We start from the raw sequence: 18,014 nt of genomic DNA, 5'->3' as shown, positions 1-18,014 counted from the left end.
GTCACCCATGCCCAAGTCCATCGTCGCGGCCCTGCAGATCGGTTCATTGCCCAGCGGCAAGGCCGACACCCTGGAGCAGATCCTGTCGTATGAAGACACAATCCGCGCAGCGGGCGCCCAACTGGTGGTGATGCCCGAAGCGTTGTTGGGCGGCTACCCAAAAGGTGAAAGCTTTGGCACGCAACTGGGTTACCGCCTGCCTGAGGGGCGTGAAGCCTTTGCTCGCTATTTTGCCAACGCCATTGACGTGCCGGGTGCCGAAACCGACGCGTTGGCCGGCCTTGCCGCTCGCACCGGTGCCAACCTGGTGCTGGGGGTGATCGAGCGCGGTGGCAACACCCTGTATTGCACGGTGCTGTATTTCTGCCCGCAACAGGGCCTGGTGGCCAAACACCGTAAATTGATGCCCACCGGCACCGAGCGGCTGATTTGGGGCAAGGGCGACGGCTCGACCCTACCGGTGATCGAAGGCGCCAGCGGGCGCATAGGGGGTGCCGTGTGTTGGGAGAACTACATGCCGCTGTTGCGCATGGCCATGTACGCCAAGGGCGTGGAGATCTGGTGTGCGCCCACGGTGGATGAGCGCGAGATGTGGCAGGTCACCATGCGCCACGTGGCCAGCGAAGGCCGCTGTTTTGTGGTCAGTGCCTGCCAGGTGCAGGACTCGCCCGCCGACTTGGGCCGAGCGGTGGCCAATTGGCCAGCCGAACGCCCGCTGATCAACGGCGGTAGCCTGATCGTCGGGCCGCTGGGCGAAGTACTGGCCGGGCCAATGGTGGCCGAGCGTGGCTTGCTGGTGGCCCAAATCGATACGGATGACCTGGTACGCGCCCGCTACGATTTCGATGTGGTGGGGCACTATGCGCGCCCGGACGTGTTCGAGTTGACGGTGGATGAGCGCGCCAAGCCCGGGGTGCGCTTTATTTAACGGCGCAGGGTCTTGCCGATGTCCTGCAGCCAGTCGCCCATGTTGCCCGGCACGATGATCTGGTGGCGGGCGCGAGAGCTTGCGGTATACAGCTTGGAGCAACGGCTGGCGACGTCTTCCACGTTACCGGCACGCGGCGGGCGCATCAGGTCGCGCGATACCAGCACCGAATCGAACTCCATGTTCTTGGCGTCGCTGGCCCGGCCAAGCTTGATCTTGGCTTTCGCCTGCTTCATGTAGCGGGCGTTGTCCTCGGCAAACTGCGCGTGGTCGAAGCCTTTTTCCAGCAGGGCGCTGGCGGCCTTGAACGCGTAGCTGCCGCCCATGGCCGAGGCCAGGGCGTCCCACGAGCCATAGCGGAAAATCATCTTGTGTCGCGGGCGCGTGCCGGCGAAATACAGTTCAATCACGTCGCTGACGAACGCATGAAAGTCCCGCTCGGCGCCGTCCAACAGCACGAACGAGGCCCCTGCGCGGGTCAGGCGATCGAACCAGAGAAACAGTCCCCATTCGTCATCCACCAAAATGGTGGTGGGTGTCTGCGGGATGCTGGTGGTGCCATACAGTTGCACGTCGGTGCCGTGCTCGGCGCTGCCTTCGTAGGCATCCTTGAGCCGGCTGGGGTGCGCCTGAATCATTGGGTTGAGCACCTCGCCCATGGGCGCGCCGGCACGCAACGAGCGGGTCACGTGACGCTGGCGCACGAACGGGCCGTGGGGCCGGGTCATGCCCTGCAGGTGCTGGAACTCATCGCCCAAGGTAATCACCGCTTGGGGGCTGCGGTCCAGGATCTGGATCATCGGCGCCGTCAGTTCGTGGCTTTCGTCGACGATGACGTGGGTGAACGCCTCGGGGATCACTTCATCCAGCAGCGCCAAGTATTTGATGCGGTGGTAGCCGCGCACCGGCAGTTCGATCTCGGGAGCTGAAGGGCGGATCATTTCCTGCCACAGCAGGCGGCTGTATTCCACGGCCACGCGGCTGTCCAGGTCGCTCAGGCCTCGGGCGGCGATGGGCAGGTGCTTGGCCGACAGCTCGCGGTCCACGCCATGGCAATAGCGGCTGACGGTACGCCGGCACAGCCGCGCCACCTCGCGCGGGCGGAACAAGCCCACGGCCTGCAGGCCCAGCCACAGGGCAATCTGCTCGTCGGTGACCTGCCAGTTGCTGCTGGTGCGGTTGCGCTGCTGGATGCGCCAACCCTGGGAGGTGAGGTCACGGTTGAGCAAGCGGTCGGCCAGGCCTGCGAACAGCAGGGTGGTCATGCCCGAATCGGCGGTGCGTGCGTCCAGTGCGTCGGCCTGCACCTTGGTCTGGGTCAGCAACAGGGTGGTCTTGGGGTTGATGAACCCCAGGAACCCGTTGATCAAGAACGTCTTGCCGGTACCGGCATAACCCTGCACGTGGAACGACTCTTCGGGGTTGCTGCGAAACTCATCGAACACTCTATTCTGGCCGTCGTTGAGGGCCAGCACGCTGCCATTGGCCGCCACGAATTCGCGCCGCGGTGGGCCGCTGCGTTCGGCCTGGCGCTGCCTGAAGGTGAAGTCCCACAGGCCTTCGTCGGTCAGGTAGTCGTGCTCGCCACTGAACGCCAGGTGGGCCTTGCCCATCAGCGTGAGCCCCTGGGAAAACGCGACCCCATCGAAGTGCTGGCGCACCTGGTCGGCAAACCCGCTGCCGGCTTTCAAGCGAATGACATCGGCCAGGCGTATTTCCAGGGCGTCGACGCTGGCGTTTTTCTTGACCAGGGCAGCAAGGCTCTGGATCAGCAGCACGGCGGCCAGTGGGGCCACGGTGGCGGTGGCGAAAAACGCATCTGTGTCGAGCCCCTGGGCCAGCGCCGTGGCGGTGTCTTCGGCAAGCGGGAGGTAAAGCGGGGTCATCGGCTATCCAGTGGGTTCATTGGCGGGTGTTGTGGTACGGGTTGGCAGGCTCTTGCAAGGGTGCCAAAGGCGCCAGCGACAGGTTGCCATGGTCGCTGAACAGCACCGTGCCGAGCAGGCCGTTGGCCAGTTTGCCGTGCAGTTCATAGGGCACGTTGTCCAGCGACTGGCCTTGGCCGAGCACAAACGTCTGGCGCAGCACCGAGAAGGCCGTGACGCTGACGGGCACGCTCAGCACCACTTCTGAAAAGCGCTGCAGGGTACCACTTTCATCGCTCACCCCGGAGGCCAGCGGGCGGCCGTTGACGTCCAGGTTCAGCGACACGCCGTTGTAGGTGATGGCGCGGTCATTGGGGTTTTGCACGCGAATCTTCACTGCCAGGCGCATTTCCAGGTCTTGGGAGGGCAGCGGGTCGATGCCCACCACGTTGATGTTCAGCGGGTCGGTGGGCGGGAACAGGGCGCAGGCACTCAAGGCCAGCAACAACATCGCGGCAAGGCTGTGACGCAGGATGGAACGGCGCATAAAAGGCTCTCTGGCATTGCATTCATCACGAAGGTAGCGCGCTGAACACGGCCCGTAAATCTTCTTCGAAGGCCAACTGCGCATCGCCCGGCACCTGGGCCCGATGGCGGGCCAGGTAAAAGGGTACTTCGAAACTCAACTCGCCCATGCGCAAAGGTTGTAACAAACCTTGCTCGACCCAGCCGGCGGCGTAGTGCTGTGGCAAGTAGCCCACGTGGCGCCCCGACAGAATGAACGCCAGGGTGCCTTCCACTTGTTCGGAGCGCGCCGAGCATCGGCCGCTGCGCAAGGGCTCATCGGTTTCCAGGAAGGGGTAGGGGTGCTCCACCCGGTCGACCTGGGCCAGGGCCTGGTCACTGATGCTGCTGGCACCAAACAGCGGGTGCCCGGGGGCGCAGTACAGGTGCTGGGTTTCACTGAACAGATGGTCGTAGTCGAACGCCGTCTGGGCCCCGGAAAAATAGCCGATGGCCAGGTCCAGACGCTGTTGCAGCAGCAAGCGCTCCATGTCGGCGGGCATGGCACTGATCAGCTCGATGCGCACTGCTTCGTCGCGCTGGCGAAAGCGCGCGATGGCTTGGCCCAGGCGCTGGGTCACCGAGCGATCCAACGCCTCGGAAAAGCCCACGCGCACCTCGCCCAGCAAGCGCCCGGCGACGCCATTGGATTGATGGCGGAACACTTCGATGGACTCGAACAGCCCGCGAGCAGCGCCAAGCAGTTGCTCACCCTTGGGCGTGAGCTTAAACCCCGCCTTGCCGCGGCTGCACAGGCGGTAGCCCAGGCGGGTTTCCAGGCGGGCCATTTGCTGGCTGATGTTCGGCTGGCTCAGGCCCAGGGTGCTCTGGGCTGCGCTAAAGCCGCCGGCCTCGACCACGGCGACGAACAGGCGCAGCAATTGCAGATCGATGTCGTGGACCTGGCCAAGCATCACATCACTCCCTGGGCATGCCAGCTTCATAAAGTTGCTATTTTTATTATGTTAACCGGCGCGCATGCTCCGTGCACTCCCTGTCATGAGGTGCTCGCCATGCGTTCGTTGCTTCTGCTTGTTTCCATCGCCTTGGCCCTGCCTGTGCAGGCTGAAGACAAGGTGGTCAACCTGTACAGCTGGGCCGATTACGTGGCCCCGGCGACCCTGGCCCGCTTCGAGCAGGCAACCGGCTACAAGGTGCGCTATGACACCTTCGACACCCCGGAAGTGCTGGAAACCAAGCTACTCACCGGTGGCAGCGGCTACGACGTGGTGGTGCCGTCTTCCAGCGTGCTGGCCCGGGCGCTGAAGGCCGGTGGGCTGCAGCGCACCCAGCAACAGGGCATGAGCGGCTACGCCAACCTGGACCACGACCTGCTGGGCAAGCTGGCGGTGGTCGACCCCGGCAACCAATATGCGGTGCCTTACACCTGGGGCACCCTGGGCCTGGGGATGAACGTGGAGGCGGTGCGCAAGCGCCTGCCGGATGCGCCGCTGAACAGCCTTGACCTGCTGTTCAAGCCCGAATACGCCAGCAAACTGGCCGACTGCGGCATCGCGGTGATCGATTCGCCCCAGGAGGTCATCGGCCTGGCCCTGCATTACCTGGGCAAAGACCCCTACACCTCGGACAAGGCCGACCTTGCGGCCGCCGCCGAACTGCTGCATAAACTGCAACCCTCGGTGCGCTACGTGGCCAACGGCCGGCAGATCAGCGACCTGGCCAATGGCACGGTGTGCCTGGCGCTGACCTATAACGGCGACGCGGCAATGGCCGCCGACCAGGCGAAAAAGGCCAACAAGCCGTTCGAGGTGGCCTATCGCATCCCTCGCGAAGGCACGCTGATCTGGCAGGACAACCTGGCCATCCCCAAGGACGCGCCACACCCTGAAGCGGCCCGCGCGTTTATCCAGTTCATGCTGCGCCCCGATTCCGTGGCGGCGCTGACCAACACGCTGTTCTTTGCCAACGCCAACCAGGCGGCCACCCCGCTGGTGGATGAAGCGGTGCGCAATGACCCCGATATCTACCCGCCAGCCGAAGTGCGCAACCGTCTGTTTGCCGACCAGAGCATGGCCTTGCCCGACCTGCGCCAACGCACCCGCCTGTGGACTGCCTTCCGCACCCGTGAATAACCCATAAGGAGATAAGACCATGGATCTTGCCCCGCAAAACGACCAGGCCCTGACCCGCGAAAGCCTGTTTGGCACCCATGCCGAAAGCACCTACGCCGGCATTACCAGTTTCTCGCGCAGGCGCTACAGCCGCGACCTCAATGGGGTGGACGTGGTGGTCAGCGGCGTGCCGTTCGACACCGCCACCAGCAACCGTCCCGGTGCGCGCTTTGGCCCGCGTGGGGTGCGCACTGCGTCGGTGCAGTCGGCCTGGGCCCGGCATTGGCCGTGGACGTTCGACCCGTTCGACCACCTGGCGGTGATTGACTACGGCGATTGCGCATTCGATTACGGTGCACCGCACACCATTGCGGACAGCATCGAGGCCCATGCCGACCATATCCTCGCGGCCGGTTGCGCGATGCTGACCCTGGGCGGCGATCACTTCATCACCTACCCGCTGCTCAAGGCCCATGCCCGCCGCCATGGACCGATCTCGCTGATCCATTTCGACGCCCACAGCGATACTTGGCCAGATGATGACAGCGGTCGGGTCGACCACGGCACCATGTTCTATCACGCGGCCCGCGAAGGCCTGGTCGACCCGGCCCGTTCGGTGCAGATCGGTTTGCGCACCACCAACGATGACACCTTGGGCTTTGAGGTGCTGGACGCCCGCCAGGTGCATCGTCAAGGGGTGGATGCCATTGTCCAGGCCATTCGCGCGCGGGTGGGCGACCACCCGGTGTACCTGACCTTCGACATTGATTGCCTGGACCCGGCCTATGCGCCCGGCACCGGCACCCCGGTGTGCGGCGGCCTGAGCACGCTGCAAGCGCTGGAGATACTGGGGGGGCTGCGCGGTATCAACCTGATCGGCATGGACGTGGTGGAAGTCGCGCCGGCCTATGACCATGCCGACATCACCTCCCTGGCGGCGGCAACCTTGGCGATGGAGATGCTGTGCCTGTACGCCGCGCGGCATAAGATCTAACGCCGATATGGCCTTCTACAGAAGGAATGCGTTCCCCCTGTAGGAGCGGATTTATCCGCGAAAAGATCGCTGCGGTGTCGCTGGTCGTGCGCGGTGGCCTTCGCGGATAAATCCGCTCCTACAGATTGATTGCGATGCCCCTGTAGGATTTATCCGCGAAAAGATCGCTGCGGTGTCGCTGGTCTTGCGCAGTGGCCTTCGCGGATAAATCCGCTCCTACAGATTGATTGCGATGCCCCTGTGGGAGCGGATTTATCCGCGAAGAGATCGCTACGGTGTCTCTGGTCGTGCGCGGTGCGGCCTTCGCGGGTAAAGGGCCTGCTAGACAACATGTTGTTTCGTACATTTCGCAGGGTTCGTATATGTCGCAGGTTTCATCGAACCTTGCCGGTCGCTGCGTCGTCCAAAGCCTATGATGACGTAGGCAACAGACGAGGAGGCTAGCAATGAAAACGCTCTCTTACGGTATGGCCGTGTTGATGTTTTGCGCGGCCGCTGGCGCGCAGGCCGCCAGTGACCCCAACAACCCCTACAACAGCGCCACCCGCCGGGCAAACCCCAACAGCATGCAGGGCACCACGCCCGTCACGCCCGGCCAGGGTGTGAATCGCCAAGTCAACCCACGCCCGCCCACCCTGCAGAACGGCGGCATCGGCAACGGCAACAACCTGCGCCGCGACCTGTCCAAACCCGACTTCGACAGCCAACGCCCCGCCCGCCCCACCGACCGAACCCCGTGATCACAGGCTTCATTCCAACGTTTGCAGAAGGAACCATCCATGTTGCGTAAAACCTTGTTGGCCACCTTGTGCGCGGCGGCCCTGTGCCATTTGCCCTTGAACGCCTCGGCAGCTCCCCTGCATGAATACCCAAGCGAGGCGGGTACGCTGGAAGTGGCCACCGTGGCCGAGGGCCTCAAGCACCCCTGGGCACTGGCATTCTTGCCCGACAAAAAGGGTTTTCTGGTGAGTGAGCGGCCGGGTGACCTGCGTATCGTCAGCGCCCAGGGCAAGTTGTCGGCGCCTATCAGTGGCGTGCCGAAGGTGTACGCTCAAGGCCAGGGTGGCCTGCTCGACGTGGTGCTGTCGCCGCAGTTCAAGCAAGACCGCCTGGTGTACCTGTCCTACGCCGAAGCCGGGAAAGACGGCAAGGCAGGCACCGCCGTGGGCCGCGGGCGTTTGTCGGATGACCAAACCCACTTGGAGAATTTCGAGGTGATCTTCCGTCAGGAGCCCAAGCTGTCCACGGGCAACCACTTCGGTTCGCGACTGGTGTTCGATGGTGCCGGCTACCTGTTCATTGCCCTGGGCGAAAACAACCAGCGGCCCACCGCACAGGACCTGGACAAACTGCAGGGCAAGGTGGTGCGCATCTTCCCCGATGGCAAGATCCCCGACGACAACCCCTTTGTCGGCCAAAAAGGTGCGCGCCCGGAAATCTGGTCCTACGGCCATCGCAATCAACAAGGCGCTGCGCTGAACCCCTGGACCGGTACCCTCTGGACCCATGAGCATGGCCCTCGCGGTGGCGACGAAATCAATGTGATCGAGCGCGGCAAGAACTACGGCTGGCCCATGGCGACCCATGGCATCAACTACTCGCTCACGCCCATTCCCGAAGCCCAGGGCAAGACCGCCCCCGGCACGGTAGGCCCGCATCACGTGTGGGAAAAATCCCCGGCCATCAGCGGCATGGCGTTCTATGATGGCGACCGCTTCAAGGCCTGGCAGCATGACCTGTTCATCGGCGCCCTGGCCGACCAGGAACTGATCCGCTTGCAGTTCGACGGTGACAAGGTCAGCCATGAGGAGCGCCTGTTGGGCGACCTGAAGGCCCGCATCCGTGATGTGCGCCAAGGGCCGGACGGCTACCTTTATGTGCTAACCGATGCCGCCGACGGCCAGTTGCTCAAGGTGGGCCTCAAGCAAGGCTCATGAGGCCAGCGCGACCTGGCTCACCTCAAACTGGCCCACCAGTTTGCGCAGTTTGTTGGCGTCGAGCCGCACGTGCTCGGCGCTGCTCTGCAGCACCCCCACGGTCTGGCGCATGTCGCCAGAGGCCTGGTCCACGCGCTTGATGGTTTGCCCGCAGTCCAGGCTCTTTTCGTTGAGCTGCTGGATGATGTTGAACAGGTTGTCCACCGCCTGATGCAGGTGCACGTTCTCCGATGAGGCCTCTTCGGCCAGGCGCAGGCTGTTGTCGACGTTCTCCACGCCGCCTTCCATGAAGGCCACCGCCTGGCGGGTTTCGCCTTGCAGGCCCTCGACCATTTCGCGGATCTGTTCGGCGGCCTTGGCGGTGCGGGTGGCCAGGGTGCGCACCTCGTCGGCCACCACCGCGAAACCTCGGCCATTCTCGCCGGCGCGGGCCGCTTCGATGGCCGCGTTCAAGGCCAGCAGGTTGGTCTGGTTGGTGATGTCGGTGATCAGGCCGGTGAAGGCGCTGATCTCGGTCATGCGCTTGTCCAGTTGCTGCACGCTGGCGGCCGAGCGGGCCACCACGTCACGGATGGAATGGGTGCCGGCCTGCACGGCTTCGAATTGCTCACGGGCACGCAGCACCACTTCGTCCATGGCCTGCTTCATCTGTTCTGCGGTCAACGAGGCCTGCTGGATTTCACCCAGTTGTGCTTCGACGATGATCATCATCCGGTGGATCGCCTCCGCCACTTCCCCCGAGGTGGTGTTGGCCGCCTGGCTGCGGCCGAGCATCTGCTCGTTGGTCTGGCCGACACTGTGGGAGGCTGCGATCACCTGGCCCACCACGGCGTCTAGGTTGTCGATGAAACTGTTGATCCAACGGCCCATGTCGCCGGTTTCGTCGTTGGCCATTTTGCCGGTGTCCAGGCGCTGGCGCAGGTTGCCTTCACCCTCGGCGATGGTGCGGATCACCTCGGTCATGTCGTTCAGGCGTTGGGCCAGGCGGCGCGGGCCCAGGGTGCCAAACACCCAGGCGGCGAGCAGCATGCTGCCGACCTGGAAACCGTCGATCAAGGCCTGGTCCAGGCCGCTGTAGTGCTGCACCAAAAAATTACTGGTGAACAGGCCGCCCATGGTCGCCAGGTACGGCTTCATCAAGCCGTGGCTCAACGAGCGGCGACGGTAGACTTCTTCCAGGTCCGCCTCGCACATCATGCCCCAGCGGTCGGGCGACCCCGGCAGTTGGAAGGTCACGCCCTTGCCGATCACCGGGATGTGACGGTAGTCCGAATAGCCGGGGTAGGTGACGAACAGGTTGGAGCCGCTGCGGATGGTTTCGCGCACGCCGGGGTGCAATTGCCCGGTGGCGGGGTCGGTGAAGCGCAGTTCAAGTTCGGTGTGCTGTTTGATCTGCACGGTGCCCCAGGCGGTGTGCACGCCGCTCTTGAGGTTTTCACCGTGGGTAAAGGCGTCGTCTTCGAAGCGCGAGCGCGACAAAGCAATCCCCGGCTGCAAGCGGGTGTCGAAAGCCGATTGCACCATGAACAGGTAGTTGTCGCCGGACTCGGGGTAGATGTGCCCGGCCTCGCGCTGGATCAGGTCGCCCAGCACATCGTTGGGCACCCGCCCGCACAGCACGCCCAGGGTTTTACCGTTGTGGCGCAGCGGCTGATAGAACATCAGCGTGACTTCATCGTGAAAGCGCGAGCTTGAAGGGCCTATGGTCAGGGTCAGCGGGTCGCTGTAAGGGCCATGCAGGAATGGCTGCTTGAGCCCGCACGCCAAGGCCGCGGGGTTCAGGTCGCGGGCCTGGCAATGCTGCGGCCATGTGGACACCAGCACCTGGCCGTCGGGCTTGGCCACGAACAGTTCGGAAAAGTCGCCGGCCTTTTGCAGCTTGTCCTTCAGCGAAGGGTTGTCCAGGTGCTCGAAATCCTGGGCGAGGGCACTGGCCAATTCGCCCAGGTGCTGCCACTGTTCCTGAGCCCAGTTATGCAGCAATTTGACACGGGTTTGTGCAATCGCCTCGAAGGTGCTCTCGATGATGGGGTAGGCCGGGCGGTTCAGGCGGCACGACCAGCGCATGGCCAGCTTGCCGGTTTTGCCGAACAGCGGCAGCCAGCTTTTTTCGGCGGACGAGAGGGGCATCGAGAGGCTTTTCAAGGGCATGGTGCATTCCTTAACCGTGACTTCAAAGGATAATGGCACTTAGCAATTAGCAAGCCAGCTAACGATTTGGTGCGTCAAAAGGTGGAGCACACGCATGTCCAGTTTCGAAAAACCGTCCCCGCTCGGGGCCTATCAACAGGCCGTGAATGAGCAAGGGTTCCACCCCGATGCCGCGCAGCAGCAGGCCGCTCACGCGTTGCAACAGTGCTTTGAACGGGTGCAGGCAGGCGCTGCGGATGCACAGGGCGTGTACCTGTGGGGGCCGGTGGGGCGCGGCAAGACCTGGCTGATGGACCAGTTTTACCAGTGCCTTGAGGTGCCCGCACGGCGACAGCATTTTCACCATTTCATGGTGTGGGCGCACCAACGGCTGTTTCAGCTCAACGGTACCAGCGACCCGTTGAAAGCGTTGGCGCAGAGCCTTGCCGATGAGATTCGGGTGTTGTGTTTCGACGAGTTTTTCGTCAGTGACATTGCCGATGCAATCATTCTCGGCCGCTTGCTGCAGGTGCTGTTCGAGGTGGGCGTGGTGGTGGTCTGCACCTCCAACCAGCCGCCCGATCAACTGTACGCCGAGGGTTTCAACCGCGAGCGCTTCGTGCCGGCCATCGCCGCCATCGAGCAGCACATGCAGGTGGTGGCGGTGAACGGCGATCAAGACCACCGTTTGCACCCGGGGGCTGGGTTGCAACGCTATTGGGTGCGCACCGGTAATGAAGCCAGCCATATTGGCGAAGTGTTTCAGGGGCTGAACAAAAATGCCCCGATCCAGCGCGAAAAGCTGGCGGTTGGCCATCGTTGCCTTACGGTGGTGCAATACAGCGAAGCGATTCTATGGTGCCGCTTCGCCGACCTGTGCGACCAGCCGTGGGCGGCCATGGACTTCATGCTGCTGTGTGATCGCTTCACGGCCATCGTGATCAGCGAGATACCCGACCTTGGCGCCCATCAGCGAGAAGCAAAGATTGCCCGTGGCACCGAAGATGGCGCGGCGCGGGTGGCGGCCGGCGATCGGGAGTTGCCAGCGCTGTCGGTGCATGACGACAGCGTGCGGCGCTTCATTGCCCTGGTCGATGAATGCTATGACCGCCGCGTGCCCTTGTACCTGGAGGCTGCCGTGCCGCTGACGGCGCTCTACACTCAAGGGTACCTGGCGTTCCCTTTTCGCCGTACCTTGAGCCGGCTGCAGGAAATGCAATTGCAACGTTTTAGCGGAGGATAGTCCCGTGGTCGAGCCCTTGTCCCATCACCTGTTGACCATGGCCTACAACAACGGCTGGGCCAACCATCGGCTGTACAAGGCCTGCCGGCAACTGAGCCAGGACGATTTCGTCGAGCCGCGCAGCAGTTTTTTTCCGTCGATCAAATCAACCCTCAATCACATCCTGACGGTGGACTGGTTTTACTTGCAGGCGCTGGAGTGCGAACAGGCGGGCGATGCGCCCGAGCTGGACAGCCTGCGTTTTTTCGACCCCGAGGAGCCTTACGCTGACTGCCTGGCCCTGCACCGCGAGCAGGCCCAGGCCGACCACCGGCTGATTGCCTATTGCCGCCTGTTGAAGGACGACGACGTTAGCCGTCACGTGACCATCCTGCGCCCTGATCGCACCCAGCGCGACACCCGCCTGCGGCTGCTGGCGCACCTGTTCGAGCACCAGATCCACCACCGTGGCCAGGTGCACGCGATGTTGGCGGAAACCCCGATCAAACCGCCCCAGCTCGACGAATTCTTTTGCGAAGGCGAAGCGCACCTGCGCGCCCTCGACTTTGCGGAGCTGGGCTGGACCGAGGCCCAGGTGTGGTCAGGCCAGTAGGCGGATCGGCTGGCCAGCATGCCAGGCCAGGATGTCTTCGATCATCTGGCTGAAAAACAGCCGGTAGTTATTGGCGGTCACGTAGCCCACGTGGGGCGTGGCCAGCACGTTGGGCAGGCGCCGGAACGGGTGTTCGGGGGGCAGCGGCTCCTGGCTGAAAACGTCCAGTGCTGCGCCGGCAAGGCGGTTGGCCACCAGCGCTTCGACCAGCGCGGCTTCGTCCACGATCGGCCCACGGGCGGTGTTCACCAGCATGGCCGACGGCTTCATCCAGGCCAGTGCCTGGCGGTCGACCAGGCCGCGGCTGCGCTCGCTCAACACAAGGTGCACGCTGAGCACGTCGGCCTGTTCGAACAGTTCCTGCTTGCTGACCCAGGTCACGCCTGCCGCAGCGGCGCGCTCGTGGGTGAGGTTTTCGCTCCAGGCGATCACGCGCATGCCGAACACCTGGCCGTACTGGGCGACCTTTTGGCCGATGCTGCCCAGGCCCAGTATCCCCAGGGTTTTGCCGTGCAAGTCGCCGCCCAGGCCGATCTGCCAGCCACCGTCGCGCAGCGACGCGGTTTCGGCGACCAGGTTGCGGGTCATGGCCATCAATAGTGCCCAGGTCAGCTCCGGCGCCGCCTGTTTGTAACTGTCGGTGCCGCACACTTGGATGCCCAGCGTGGTCGCGGTCTGGATGTCCAGGGCGGCGTTGCGCATGCCGCCGGTCACCAGCAGCTTGAGGTTGGGCAAGCCGCGCAGCAGCGCCGCATCGAACGGGGTACGTTCGCGCATCACGCAAATCACCTGGTAGGGCGCCAGGCGCGCGATCATCTGCTCGGTGCTGGCCGGGTAGTCCGGTAAAAAGTCCACTTGGGCGATCGCGCTTACCGGCGACCAGTCCACCACATCGCTGGCAACGTCCTGCCAGTCATCGATCACGGCTATGCGCACGGCATTCATCCTTTCAAGGTTGTTTGGCGAGCCAGCCCAGCAGGGCGGCGTGGAAACGCTCGGGTTCTTCCATCTGCGGCGCATGGCCCAGGCCAGGGAACTCCACCAGGGTGCCATGGGGGATCAATTGGCTGACCTGCTTGCCCAGCACGTTGTAATGGCCGATGCGCGCCTTGACCTCGGGCGGCGCGATGTCGCTGCCGATGGCCGTGGTGTCGGCGTCACCGATCAGCAGCAAGGTGGGCATTTGCAGGTTCTTGAATTCGTAGTACACCGGCTGGGTGAAGATCATGTCGTAGATCAGCGCCGAGTTCCACGCCACCAGGTTGTGCCCCGGGCCTTGGTTCAAGCCCGCCAGCATGCTCACCCAGCGCTCGAACTCAGGCTTCCAGCGCCCGGCGTAGTAAGTGCTGCGTTCGTAGTTGCGAATGCCATCGGCGTTGAGTTTGCTTTCGCGGGCAAACCATTGGTCCACCGAGCGGTAAGGCACGCCCAGGGCTTTCCAGTCTTCCAGGCCGATCGGGTTGACCAATGCCAGGCGCTGCACCTGGGTGGGGTATTGCAGGGCGTAGCGGGTGGCGAGCATGCCGCCGGTGGAGTGGCCCAGCACGGTGACGTTCTCAAGGCCCAACGAAGCCAGCAGCTCATGGGTGTTGCTGGCCAGTTGCTGGAAGCTGTACTGGTAGTGCTCAGGTTTGCTGGAGGTGCAAAAGCCAATCTGGTCGGGCGCCACCACGCGGTAGCCGGCTTGGGTCAGGGCCTTGATCGATGATTCCCAGGTGGCGGCGCAAAAGTTTTTGCCATGCATCAGCACCAGGGTCTGGCCGTTGGCCTTGCCACTGGCCGGCACGTCCATGTAGCCCATTTGCAGGGACGTGCCCTGGGACTCGAATGAGTAATGCTTGAGCGGGTAGGGGTAGTCAAACCCCTGCAGTTCGGGGCCATAGGTGGGCGGCGCCGTGGCGGCGAACACGGAGCCGGCAAACAGGCCCAGGGCGAGGAGCGAAGCACGCAACATGGGAGCGACCTTGTGTGATTAATTCGGGTACTGAGCAATGACCTCTTCGGCGCCCTGCTGGTTCACGCCGATGACTTGATAAGTGTCTTTGCGATCACCCATTTCCATGCCGGGCGACCCCATCGGCATGCCCGGCACGGCCAGCCCGCGCAGGTCGCTGCGCTGGGCCAGGGCCTTGATCTGCTCGGCCGGCACATGGCCTTCGACGAACTTGCCGTTGATCACGGCAGTGTGGCACGACGCCAATTTGGGCTCCACGCCCAGGCGCTGCTTGACCGCGCTCATGTTCGGCTCCACATGGTCGGTCACCTTGAAGCCGTTGGCCTCCAGGTGCTTGATCCAGTTGGTGCAGCACCCGCAATTGGGGTCGCGGTACACGTCGATCGGCAACAGGTCGGCGGCCTGGGCCAGGGAGCTTATCAGCAGGCTGGCGAGCAGGGCGGGGCGGGCGAATTTCATGGGCGGCGTCTCGGGCGTTCGTAATCTTCAACCATAACCCGTGGCGGCTGACAGTCAACTGATCGGTGGCTGACATTTGTGTCAGGTGTCCTTCGTCAGGGGCGCTGTCCAGGTTTTCTGTAGGGGCGGATACATCCGCGAACCTGACGCCGCAAATAGATCGCCGTACACTCACCTCAAATAACCCCAAGAGCCCACCCATGCTTCAAAAGGACACCATCGCCGTCCCACTGCTGCGCGAGGCCCTGTTGCAAAGCGGTCTGACCGATGGCCAGACCCTGCACCTGTTGGCCAGCGTCGGAATCGCCCCCACGTTGCTGGAGCAGCCAGAGGGCCGCATCCCCGCCCTGGCCTACGCCCGCCTGTGGCGGCGCCTGGCGCTGCTGCAAGATGACGAATTTTTCGGCATGGACCCGCGTCGCCTGCGCAGCGGCAGCCTGGCATTCCTGTGTCGCTCGTCCATGGCCCAGCCCACGGTTGCCGGGGCGATTGCATCGGGGCTGGGTTTTTTGTCGTTGATGCTTGAGGGCTTGGCCGCAGAATTTTCACAGCAACAAGGCCTGGCCGAAATCGTGCTGAGCGAGCGCGACCCGCAGCCGCGCCGGGCCTTCACCTACTTCACGTATTGGATGATCGTGCACGGCGTGCTGTGCTGGCTGGCCGGGCGGCGCATGCCAATTTTGGCGGTGGAACTGCGCTGCTCGGAACCGGCGTTCACCGACGATTATCGGGTGATGTTTTCCCACAACCTGCGCTTCGAGCGGCCACGCACCCGCATCATTTTTTCCGCCGAGGGCCTTGAGCAACCCGTGCGCCGCACCGAGGCGCAGCTGCAGCGTTTCCTGAACCGTGCGCCGGGCAATATCCTGGTCAAGTACCGCGACCCGGACAGCCTGGGCCGGCGTATTAGCCAACAACTTCGCCAGTTGCCCCCCGACACCTGGCCGGAGGCGGCGCGCCTGGCCCAGGACCTGTGCATGTCTGCGTCCACCCTGCGGCGCCGGCTGGGCGAGGAGGGCCACACCTGGCAGGGGCTCAAGGACAGCGTGCGCAAGGAGCTGGCGATCCAGTGGCTGGCCGAGGGCGAAAGGCCCTTCAGTGATATCGCCGAGCACTTGGGGTTTGCCGATGCCAGCTCGTTCTACAAGGCCTTCCGCAAATGGACCGGCGCCAGCCCCGGGCACTATCGCGGCATGATCCTGGACGGCACTGGTCAAATCCGTCAGTTCGATTGACAGCTTTGGCCATTGTGGGCCACCGCTTGCGGCGCGACTATTGGGGCAATGCTTGAGTCGCGGAGATGTCCATGCAAATCAATAACAACGTATTCATGGTCAGTGGCGGCGCATCCGGTCTGGGTGCGGCGACTGCACAACGGTTGGTGGCGGCGGGTGCCCGGGTCATGTTGGTCGACCTCAATGCCGCCGTGGCCGAAAAGGCGCAGGCGTTGGGTGGCAACGCCCGGCATGTGGTCGCCGATATCACCCAGGCCGATGCTGCCCAAGCCGCCGTGGACGCAACCCTTGCGGCATTCGGCCAGCTCAATGGGCTGATCAATTGCGCCGGCATCGTCAGCGGCGAAAAAATCCTCGGCAAAACCGGCCCTCATGCGCTGGAGAGCTTCAGCCGCATCATCGACGTCAACCTGATCGGCAGCTTCAACCTGATGCGCCTGGCCGCCGCGGCCATCGCCCAGAGTGCGCCGAACGAGGACGGTGAGCGCGGGGTGATCATCAACACTGCCTCGGTGGCCGCCTACGATGGGCAAATCGGCCAGGCTGCCTATGCGGCGTCCAAGGGCGCCATTGTCAGCCTGACCTTGCCAGCCGCGCGGGAGTTGGCGCGCTTTGGCATCCGGGTGATGACCATCGCGCCCGGCATTTTCGAAACGCCGATGATGGCCGGCATGACCGACGAGGTGCGCGCCAGCCTCGCGGCCGGCGTGCCGTTCCCACCCCGGTTGGGCAAGCCTTTGGAGTATGCCGCGCTGGCCCAGCACATCATCGAGAACAGCATGCTCAATGGCGAAGTGATCCGCCTGGACGGCGCCCTGCGCATGGCGGCCAAATAAGTGAGGGACACCGCATGAACGACCCTATTGTCATTGTCAGCGCCGTGCGCACGCCCATGGGCGGCCTGCAGGGTGACCTGAGCAGCTTGACAGCGCCGCAGCTGGGCGCCAACGTGATCCGCGCGGCCGTAGAGCGCGCCGGCATCAGCGCCGATGCCGTCGAGCAAGTGCTGTTCGGTTGCGTGCTGCCCGCAGGGCTGGGCCAGGCACCCGCCCGGCAAGCAGCGCTGGGTGGCGGGCTGAACAAGGCAACCACCTGCACCACCCTGAACAAGATGTGCGGTTCGGGCATGCAGGCGGTGATCATGGCCCACGACCTGCTGGCGGCCGGCAGCGCCGAGGTGGTGCTGGCCGGCGGCATGGAAAGCATGTCCAATGCCCCCTATCTGCTGGACAAGGCCCGCGGTGGCTACCGCATGGGCCATGGCCGGGTGCTCGACCACATGTTCCTCGATGGCCTGGAAGATGCCTACGAGCCAGGCCGATTGATGGGCACCTATGCCGAAGACTGCGCCCAGGCCAACGGTTTTAGCCGCGAGCAACAGGATGCATTCGCCATTGCTTCCCTGACCCGTGCCCAGCAAGCGATCACGAGCGGCGCCTTTGCGGCCGAGATCGTGCCGGTCAGCGTGACGTTGGGTAAAACCCAATGCCTGATCAGCGACGACGAACAACCGCCCAAGGCCCAGCTAGACAAGATCCCCACGCTTAAGCCGGCGTTTCGCCAGGGCGGCACGGTCACGGCGGCCAACTCCAGTTCCATCTCCGACGGTGCCGCGGCCCTGGTCTTGATGCGCCGCTCCCACGCAGAGGCGCGGGGTCTCAAACCCCTGGCGGTGATCCACGGGCATGCAGCCTTTGCCGACACCCCGGGGCTGTTTCCGGTGGCACCGGTGGGCGCCATCGAAAAGCTGGTCAAACGCACTGGCTGGACGCTCGACCAGGTCGACCTGTTCGAGATCAACGAGGCCTTCGCGGTGGTGACCCTGGTGACCATGGCGCGCCTTGAACTGCCCCACCACAAGGTCAACATTCACGGCGGTGCCTGTGCCCTGGGCCATCCCATCGGTGCCTCCGGGGCACGAATTCTGGTCACGTTGCTGTCGGCCTTGCGCCAACAGGGCAAGCGTCGCGGTATTGCCGCCATTTGTATCGGCGGCGGTGAAGCCACGGCCATCGCCGTCGAATGCCTGTATTAAGGAGCG

General features: G+C 63.8%; 17 protein-coding genes and 1 pseudogene. 10 read left to right on the top strand and 8 right to left on the bottom strand.

Annotation, left to right across the window (positions count from 1 at the left end; translation table 11 throughout):
• The first annotated feature begins 7 nt into the window (after window positions 1-7).
• Window positions 8-928 (top strand): carbon-nitrogen hydrolase family protein, encoded by a 921-nt coding sequence (locus L9B60_RS02000; protein ID WP_249675656.1) that lies wholly within the window; start codon window positions 8-10, stop codon window positions 926-928.
• Here the strand turns inward: L9B60_RS02000 and L9B60_RS01995 are convergent.
• The 3 genes from L9B60_RS01995 to L9B60_RS01985 are packed head-to-tail and all read right to left on the bottom strand — an operon-like array spanning window position 925 to window position 4,271.
• Window positions 925-2,814: a hypothetical protein gene (locus L9B60_RS01995; RefSeq protein ID WP_249675652.1), complete on the bottom strand. Its 1,890-nt coding sequence runs from the start codon at window positions 2,812-2,814 to the stop codon at window positions 925-927. The genes L9B60_RS02000 and L9B60_RS01995 overlap by 4 nt on opposite strands.
• A 16-nt stretch (window positions 2,815-2,830) precedes the next feature.
• Window positions 2,831-3,340, bottom strand: a complete 510-nt coding sequence (locus L9B60_RS01990; RefSeq protein ID WP_249675650.1) for an LEA/WHy family protein — start codon at window positions 3,338-3,340, stop codon at window positions 2,831-2,833.
• Window positions 3,341-3,365: 25 nt separating this feature from the next.
• The gene (locus L9B60_RS01985; protein WP_249675647.1) at window positions 3,366-4,271 is read right to left on the bottom strand and encodes a LysR family transcriptional regulator; all 906 of its coding nucleotides are present in this window, start codon (window positions 4,269-4,271) and stop codon (window positions 3,366-3,368) included.
• Between the two features lie 99 nt (window positions 4,272-4,370).
• Between L9B60_RS01985 and L9B60_RS01980 the strand changes: the two genes are divergently transcribed.
• From L9B60_RS01980 to L9B60_RS01965, 4 genes are all read left to right on the top strand, one after another.
• On the top strand, window positions 4,371-5,450 hold the full coding sequence (locus L9B60_RS01980) for an extracellular solute-binding protein (protein ID WP_249675644.1): 1,080 nt from the start codon (window positions 4,371-4,373) through the stop codon (window positions 5,448-5,450).
• A 19-nt stretch (window positions 5,451-5,469) separates the two neighbouring features.
• Window positions 5,470-6,423 (top strand): agmatinase, encoded by a 954-nt coding sequence (gene speB / locus L9B60_RS01975; RefSeq protein WP_249675642.1) that lies wholly within the window; start codon window positions 5,470-5,472, stop codon window positions 6,421-6,423.
• A 446-nt stretch (window positions 6,424-6,869) separates the two neighbouring features.
• Complete coding sequence (locus L9B60_RS01970; RefSeq protein ID WP_249675639.1) at window positions 6,870-7,163, top strand: hypothetical protein; 294 nt, start codon at window positions 6,870-6,872, stop codon at window positions 7,161-7,163.
• Between the two features lie 39 nt (window positions 7,164-7,202).
• On the top strand, window positions 7,203-8,360 hold the full coding sequence (locus L9B60_RS01965) for a PQQ-dependent sugar dehydrogenase (protein WP_249675636.1): 1,158 nt from the start codon (window positions 7,203-7,205) through the stop codon (window positions 8,358-8,360).
• Here L9B60_RS01965 and L9B60_RS30605 read toward each other — a convergent pair.
• The gene (locus L9B60_RS30605; RefSeq protein ID WP_438866118.1) at window positions 8,355-9,068 is read right to left on the bottom strand and encodes a methyl-accepting chemotaxis protein; all 714 of its coding nucleotides are present in this window, start codon (window positions 9,066-9,068) and stop codon (window positions 8,355-8,357) included. The genes L9B60_RS01965 and L9B60_RS30605 overlap by 6 nt on opposite strands.
• Window positions 9,069-9,203: 135 nt before the next feature.
• Window positions 9,204-9,389, bottom strand: a pseudogene (locus L9B60_RS30600) (hypothetical protein); the annotation flags it as partial.
• 1,216 nt (window positions 9,390-10,605) lie between these two features.
• Between L9B60_RS30600 and zapE the strand changes: the two are divergent.
• Window positions 10,606-11,733: a cell division protein ZapE gene (gene zapE / locus L9B60_RS01955; RefSeq protein WP_249675631.1), complete on the top strand. Its 1,128-nt coding sequence runs from the start codon at window positions 10,606-10,608 to the stop codon at window positions 11,731-11,733.
• Between the two features lie 37 nt (window positions 11,734-11,770).
• Window positions 11,771-12,325 carry a DinB family protein gene (locus L9B60_RS01950; protein ID WP_249679639.1) on the top strand — a complete coding sequence of 185 codons (555 nt, stop codon included), beginning with the start codon at window positions 11,771-11,773 and terminating at the stop codon, window positions 12,323-12,325.
• Here the strand turns inward: L9B60_RS01950 and L9B60_RS01945 are convergent.
• Genes L9B60_RS01945 through L9B60_RS01935 form a run of 3 tightly spaced genes read right to left on the bottom strand, consistent with a single transcriptional unit; the run spans window position 12,314 to window position 14,738 of the window.
• A complete protein-coding gene (locus L9B60_RS01945) occupies window positions 12,314-13,270 on the bottom strand; it encodes a D-2-hydroxyacid dehydrogenase family protein (RefSeq protein ID WP_249675629.1) in 957 nt (318 codons plus the stop codon). The two genes, L9B60_RS01950 and L9B60_RS01945, sit on opposite strands and share 12 nt — an antisense overlap.
• 4 nt (window positions 13,271-13,274) lie before the next feature.
• Window positions 13,275-14,279, bottom strand: a complete 1,005-nt coding sequence (locus tag L9B60_RS01940; RefSeq protein ID WP_249675627.1) for an alpha/beta fold hydrolase — start codon at window positions 14,277-14,279, stop codon at window positions 13,275-13,277.
• Between the two features lie 18 nt (window positions 14,280-14,297).
• Window positions 14,298-14,738: a DUF411 domain-containing protein gene (locus L9B60_RS01935; protein WP_249675625.1), complete on the bottom strand. Its 441-nt coding sequence runs from the start codon at window positions 14,736-14,738 to the stop codon at window positions 14,298-14,300.
• A 200-nt stretch (window positions 14,739-14,938) separates the two neighbouring features.
• On the opposite strand from L9B60_RS01935, the gene L9B60_RS01930 reads away from it, so the two are divergent.
• The 3 genes from L9B60_RS01930 to L9B60_RS01920 all read left to right on the top strand — a co-directional run bounded on the left by L9B60_RS01930 (window position 14,939) and on the right by L9B60_RS01920 (window position 18,008).
• Window positions 14,939-15,973 carry an AraC family transcriptional regulator gene (locus L9B60_RS01930; protein ID WP_249675622.1) on the top strand — a complete coding sequence of 345 codons (1,035 nt, stop codon included), beginning with the start codon at window positions 14,939-14,941 and terminating at the stop codon, window positions 15,971-15,973.
• A gap of 71 nt (window positions 15,974-16,044) precedes the next feature.
• Complete coding sequence (locus L9B60_RS01925) at window positions 16,045-16,809, top strand: SDR family NAD(P)-dependent oxidoreductase (protein ID WP_249675620.1); 765 nt, start codon at window positions 16,045-16,047, stop codon at window positions 16,807-16,809.
• Window positions 16,810-16,823: 14 nt separating this feature from the next.
• A complete protein-coding gene (locus tag L9B60_RS01920) occupies window positions 16,824-18,008 on the top strand; it encodes an acetyl-CoA C-acyltransferase (protein WP_249675618.1) in 1,185 nt (394 codons plus the stop codon).
• The last annotated feature ends 6 nt before the right edge of the window (window positions 18,009-18,014 follow it).

This window comes from Pseudomonas abieticivorans (assembly GCF_023509015.1).
In the GTDB taxonomy this organism is placed as follows: Bacteria; Pseudomonadota; Gammaproteobacteria; order Pseudomonadales; family Pseudomonadaceae; genus Aquipseudomonas; species Aquipseudomonas abieticivorans.
This window is presented reverse-complemented; position numbering and strand designations above follow the sequence as displayed.